The sequence below is a fragment of the Streptomyces sp. NPDC047515 genome (genome assembly GCF_040643055.1).
In the GTDB taxonomy this organism is placed as follows: domain Bacteria; phylum Actinomycetota; class Actinomycetes; order Streptomycetales; family Streptomycetaceae; genus Streptomyces.
The window spans coordinates 1-5833 of record NZ_JBEYTM010000127.1 but is presented as its reverse complement, the minus strand read 5'-3'; the positions used below and the strand labels follow the sequence as shown (position 1 = coordinate 5833).

Genomic DNA, 5833 nt, shown 5'->3' with positions numbered 1-5833 from the left:
CCACCGACATGCCGGAAACCCAAAAACAACCCAGATTAAGCGAGTTGACCGCTGACGGCCCGCGAGCACGCCCCTACCTGCGGATTCGGGTCTGAAGTAGTGCTCGCCCTCCTGGCGAGAGAAAGAGGAAAGAGTTTCCCCCCGCCAGGAGGTCCGGCAACTTCACCGCGACGCGTCCACATCACTCCCCCTCAAGATGGATCTCCCCAGGTTCACCCTCGTGACCGAGAGCGGGCAGCAGTCCGCCAACCCCGTGTCGGAGACGTTCGAGCTGGCGAAGTCCATCGCTCACGTTCCGCTCGGCTGCTTCTCGGTGATCGCCTCCTACCTGGCGGACAAGATCCCGAACCTGCCGAACGCCGATCGCGTCGATCCGCACGATCTTCTGATGGTGGCGTTCAACGACGACAAGTCGGGAGCATGGATCGAGCCGCTGCAGAAGTACGCCGCCACTCTCACCACAGCTCGTCAGAACCTCCCCGCCGCCGGGCTGCCGGCCGCGCTGACGACGTCCTGCGGCAACATCCTCGACGCCGCACTGAAGTTCATCAGCACCTCGGTCGCGGCGAAGACGTTCGACATGAAGTCCTTCGAGGACTTTTCCGGCAGTGTCCACCCCGACATCCGCACCAACATGAAGCACGCTGCGCAGGCCCAGATCAAGGGCGTACAGGACCTGATGACGTCCTGGCGTGCCAAGATCGGAGAGCAAGCATGGGCGGACCTGTACTGCGTGGTGCTGTCGCAGTGGACCACCAGTGTGCTCAACCAGAACACCATCATCATCAAAGACTGCATGAACGCGGCGAAGGTCGACACCCACCTGATCGATCTGCCCGGATTGGAGACACCGAAGGACCCGATCTTCACAGCGCTCGACAATCTCGCCCGGATCGTGCAGGACAACATCGCGGCGGAGATGGTGTTCCCGAAGGACACCAAGGTCGCCGACGCGTTGAAGGGCAAGGAGGACCTGCTGTCCGACGAGATCCTGATCCAGCTCGGCAGCAGCACGGTGGCGATGAAGTCCGCACCCACCTACAACACGACCGCCGGCGGGGTGTGCCCGGTCAGGAAGTAGCCGCGGGCGCGTAGAGGCGCGGAGAAGCGGCTTCTCCCGGTCGTAGGAGGAGATGGGCGAGAGGCCGCTGCCACCCTTGGCCCCGACAGGCTCCGGTGCTGGGGCCGGTGAGGGGGCGCGGAGGTGCCGACCGCATGCTCCCAGGCCGCGATGCCCGGCGGGCGTGGCGCGTCCGCGCGGGTGGGCCCGCTCATGAATCGCCCTCCTGCGGGGGCGCGGCAAGGCCGATCAGCTTCCTGATGAGCTCGACCCCCTGTCCGGCCATGGCGCGGGGGAACTCCAGCCGGGCGACTTCACCGCTGTCCACCCCGATGTCGAATCGCGATGCCTTGATCAAACCGGTCGGGGGTCCCGGCTTCCTGATCCATTCGATTCGCGCGAGCGGTATGTCGTGGAGCAGTTTCGTCGGCCGCGCCGTGGGGAAGCCGCCCAGCTTGTAGACGATCAGCCGGCCGGTCGTCAGGGCGAGGAAGTTCCGTTCCGCGACGGGAAGATCGGGACCGGCGGTGCGGTCCAGAGCGGCGTCACGCTGCTCGTTGAGGGTCTTGGCCATGGACGCCGAGGTGATCAGACCGCCCAGGTTCCCCGTGGCGCCGCCCAGGATGTCCCCGGCAGTCCTGGTCATGATCTGCTGCACCTTGCCGGCCCGGTAGGCGCCCACCACGGCCAGAACACGCTCGTCCTCGCCGCGGGTGAGCGCGAGGTGCTTCCTGACATGCGCCTCGTGCGACGGCTTCACTGTGGGCTCAGCGCCATCCCTGCTCATCGATCCTCCTGCAACACAGTCGTGGCCATCCGCGGTGCACCTTATCGATGGCCCTCGCACGAGGCAGCGGTCGCGCCCGGTTTCCGGACGCTGAGCTTGAACTCGTCGTGTCGCAGGGACAGATGGTTCGTGTTCCGAGCGGCATCACCGAGATGTGCGATCCACAAGGGATTGGGTCGACCACCGAACGTCAGCGATTCCGCGAGGAGTTACGACTTCCGGCCATCGAGCAGTTGGGCCGGGCTGACGCGCGAGACCTGCCCCGTGCCCGGTCCCGGGACTTGCCCGGTGCCCGGTCCCGGGACCTGTCCCGTGCGACTATTCGGCGGCGGCGAGCCCGGTCACCGCCACTTGGGCCGGTCTCAGGAGATGGTCGCCGACCCGATAGCCGTGCCGCAGCACCTCGGCGCATACGGCCTGTGCCGCACCGGAGGCGTCGTAGGTGATGGCTTCATGCATGTGGGGATCGAAGGGTTCACCCGCTGCGCCGACGGTCCGCAGGCCCAGCGCCGCCAGCCGTGCCTCAAGCACGTCGCAGAGGACTGCCGCCGCGCCGTGGTCGTCGCCCTGTCGGCGGATCTCTTCCAGGACGTCCAGGACCGGAAGCAGGCCGGTGAGGACGTTGACCACCGCGATCTCCCGTATCGCCAGTCGGTCGCGGCGTACCCGCTTGCGGTAGTTGTCGTACTCGGCTTGCACCCGCTGCAGGTCCGCGGTCAGCTCCGCGATCCGCTCGGGCGGCCGCTCGGCCTCCGAGTGGCCGGTCCGACCGACGCCCGGACGTGCCGTACCGGCGTCCGAACCCGTCCTGGCCGAACCGGTCCTGGCCGAACCCGTCCCGATCGGACCCGTCCCGGTCGGACCGGAGGCATCTGGGCATCGCCCGTCCCGGAGGGCGACCGGAGCGATCCTGCGCGGGTCGCACACCACCACTGGCGATCGATCGCCGTGGTGCTCTGAGTGAGGGTTCTTGCTCATCCGGTACCTCCCTTCCGCTCGTCGTCGACGATCTCCGCGTCGACGACGTCCTCGTCACCGGTGCCCGTGCCATCGGGCGTGCCACCGGCGGCGGTACCGTCTCCGGCGGCTCCGCCACCCTGGGCCTGCGCGTACAGGGCGGTGCCGATCTTCTGCGCCGCGGCCGCCGCCTTCTCGGTGGCGGCACGGATCTCTGCGGTGTCCTCGCCCTTGAGCTTCTCCTTGACCACCGCCAGAGCCGATTCGGTCTCGGCACGCACATCCGCGGGGATCTTGTCGGCGTTGTCCCGCAGCAGTGTCTCGGTCTGGTAGACCAGTGTCTCCGCCCGGTTGCGGGTCTCGGCAGCCTCCTTGCGCCGCTGGTCCTCCTCCGCATGCTGCTCGGCCTCGCGCACCATCCGATCGATGTCGTCCTTCGGCAGCGAGGAGCCACCGGTGACGGTCATCTTCTGTTCCTTGCCGGTGCCGAGGTCCTTGGCGGCGACGTGCATGATGCCGTTCGCGTCGATGTCGAACGCGACCTCGATCTGCGGGACGCCACGCGGGGCCGGCGGCAGGCCGGTCAGCTCGAACATTCCGAGCTTCTTGTTGTACGCCGCGATCTCACGCTCGCCCTGGAACACCTGGATCTGCACGGACGGCTGGTTGTCCTCGGCCGTCGTGAAGATCTCGGAACGCCTGGTCGGGATCGTGGTGTTGCGCTCGATGAGCTTCGTCATGATGCCGCCCTTGGTCTCGATGCCGAGGGACAGCGGGGTGACGTCGAGCAGCAGGACATCCTTGACCTCACCCTTGAGGACGCCGGCCTGGAGCGCGGCACCGATGGCGACGACCTCGTCCGGGTTCACACCCTTGTGCGGATCCTTGCCGGTGAGCTCCCTCACCAGCTCGGTCACCGCCGGCATCCGCGTCGAACCACCGACCAGAATCACATGATCGATGTCCGACACCTTGATCCCGGCATCCTTGACCGCGTTGTGGAACGGCCCCTTGCAGCGCTCCAGCAAGGGCGCCGTGAGCTGCTCGAACTGTGCGCGCGTCAGCTTCTCGTCCAGATGCAGCGGGCCCTCGGCGGAAGCCGAGATGTAGGGCAGGTTGATCGTGGTCTCGGTCGCGGCCGACAGCTCGATCTTCGCCTTCTCCGCGGCCTCCCGCAGACGCTGCAACGCCATCTTGTCCTTGGACAGGTCCACGCCATAGCCGTTCTTGAACTGCTTCACCAGGTGGTCGACGACCTGCTGGTCCCAGTCGTCACCACCGAGGTGCGTGTCCCCGTTGGTCGCCTTCACCTCCACCAGGCCCTCGCCGATCTCCAGCAGCGACACGTCGAACGTGCCGCCACCGAGGTCGAAGACGAGGATCGTCTGGTCGTTCTCCTTGTCCAGGCCGTAGGCCAGCGCCGCGGACGTCGGCTCGTTGATGATCCGCAGCACGTTCAGGCCCGCGATCCGGCCCGCCTCCTTGGTCGCGGTGCGCTGAGCATCGTTGAAGTAGGCCGGGACGGTGACCACCGCGTCCGTGACGTCCTCCCCGAGATGCGCCTCGGCGTCCCGCTTCAGCTTCTGCAGCACCCGGGCGGAGATCTCCTGCGCGGTGTACCGCTTGCCGTCGATGTCACCGGACTCGGGGAAACGCCACTGGGCGTCCCCCATGTGCCGCTTGACCGACCGCGCGGTGCGCTCGACGTTCGTCACCGCCTGCCGCTTGGCGACCTCGCCGACCAGCACCTCACCGTTCTTCGCGAAGGCGACCACCGATGGAGTGGTCCGTGCGCCCTCGGTGTTGGTGATGACCGTCGGCTCGCCGGCTTCGAGCACGGACACCACGGAGTTCGTCGTTCCCAGGTCAATGCCCACTGCCCGCGCCATCACTGCCTCCCTCATGTCATTCACGGATGGACCTGAGCCAGCTGTTGAACGAGTGGTCTGCCTGCTGCTTCACCTCCCCGGCCCGGCCGTGGGGCGTTCCGGCGCCGCCGCGCGCGGCCTCCCGCTCACTGCGCGAGGATTTCTGTGGCTCCGCAAACTCTCGGCCTGCCGGACAACGCGGTCCACGCGCTCGGCGAGACCGCGGCGCCCTTCCAGGTAGGGACGCACCTCGGCAAGCGGCCCGATGAGGCGGGCGGGGTCTTCTTCGCCGAGAACGATGTCGAGTTCGGCGATGGTGGCGCGAGCCGGCTCGGGGAGACCGTCGAGGGACGTGATCTCTCCGGTCAGGCTGCGCAGGTCCGCCGCCTTGCCCCGCGCCCAGGCCGAGACAGCGCGGTCGGCAGCCCGGCGATCGCGGACGGCCTGTATCCGTTGCTCCCCGGTGGTGCCCAGGTGCCCCGTACACAGTCGCAGGTAGCGGCGCTCGGCGGCCTGGCGGCTGCTGACGCCCAGCGGATGAGCGATATCGGCCCAGCTGGCCCCGGCCCCACGTGCCGCTTCGATGAGCCCCGGTTCCCACACCGCCAGCCGCCGGCATATGTCGCGCAACCGACGGAGAGCATCCAGCGCCTCTCCCGGCCCTGCCGCGGCACCGGCGATCTCCGCTCCGCCGGGTGCGCCGGCCCGACGCACGGCGGCGTCCACCGCGGCCAGCGCCTGCGTGGCGGCGGCAAAAGAGACCGGCGGACCGGGGAGGTCCGGCGTCTTTGAGGCTGTTCCGGTCACGGACAACCCGCCGGGTGATATGCGTTTCATCGTCGCATGACATTCCACTTGTCGTCCTTTGGATGACATTTTACAACCAGACCGCGGTTGAACCTTTGAATGTAAAAGCCCTGAATCACCAGAAGATGACCGGTCATGCTGATGCATACCAGCCCTTTGGGCGATTTCGACCGACGGGCCCGGCAACTCATCACTGCTACAGGTACCTGGTCACGGCCTTCGCTCACGCGGACGGACGCACACCGGGACGGATGACGTCCTTAGAGCCTGTCGGGTGGCCGGTTGATTACGCTGCGATGTAGTCCTCGACGGTGTTGGCTCGTGCGGTCTTGCGGTGGGATTCATGGCTCCACC

The 5833-nt window shown here is 67.3% G+C and carries 5 protein-coding genes; 1 reads left to right on the top strand and 4 read right to left on the bottom strand.

The genetic code is table 11. The features are described 5' to 3' along the window. The first annotated feature begins 220 nt into the window (after positions 1 to 220). Positions 221 to 1081: a hypothetical protein gene (locus ABZ826_RS38720; protein WP_361459205.1), complete on the top strand. Its 861-nt coding sequence runs from the start codon at positions 221 to 223 to the stop codon at positions 1079 to 1081. Positions 1082 to 1271: 190 nt separating this feature from the next. Here the strand turns inward: ABZ826_RS38720 and ABZ826_RS38715 are convergent, their stop codons facing one another. From ABZ826_RS38715 to ABZ826_RS38700, 4 genes are all read right to left on the bottom strand, one after another. Then, complete coding sequence (locus ABZ826_RS38715) at positions 1272 to 1847, bottom strand: hypothetical protein (RefSeq protein ID WP_361459203.1); 576 nt, start codon at positions 1845 to 1847, stop codon at positions 1272 to 1274. A 318-nt stretch (positions 1848 to 2165) separates the two neighbouring features. Next, positions 2166 to 2825, bottom strand: a complete 660-nt coding sequence (gene grpE / locus ABZ826_RS38710; protein WP_361459201.1) for a nucleotide exchange factor GrpE — start codon at positions 2823 to 2825, stop codon at positions 2166 to 2168. Beyond that, positions 2822 to 4693, bottom strand: coding sequence for a molecular chaperone DnaK (gene dnaK, locus ABZ826_RS38705; RefSeq protein ID WP_361459199.1), 1872 nt, complete (start codon positions 4691 to 4693; stop codon positions 2822 to 2824). Before dnaK ends, grpE begins: the two co-directional genes overlap by 4 nt. 69 nt (positions 4694 to 4762) lie before the next feature. Further along, positions 4763 to 5509 carry a hypothetical protein gene (locus ABZ826_RS38700; protein WP_361459197.1) on the bottom strand — a complete coding sequence of 249 codons (747 nt, stop codon included), beginning with the start codon at positions 5507 to 5509 and terminating at the stop codon, positions 4763 to 4765. Positions 5510 to 5833: the final 324 nt, after the last annotated feature.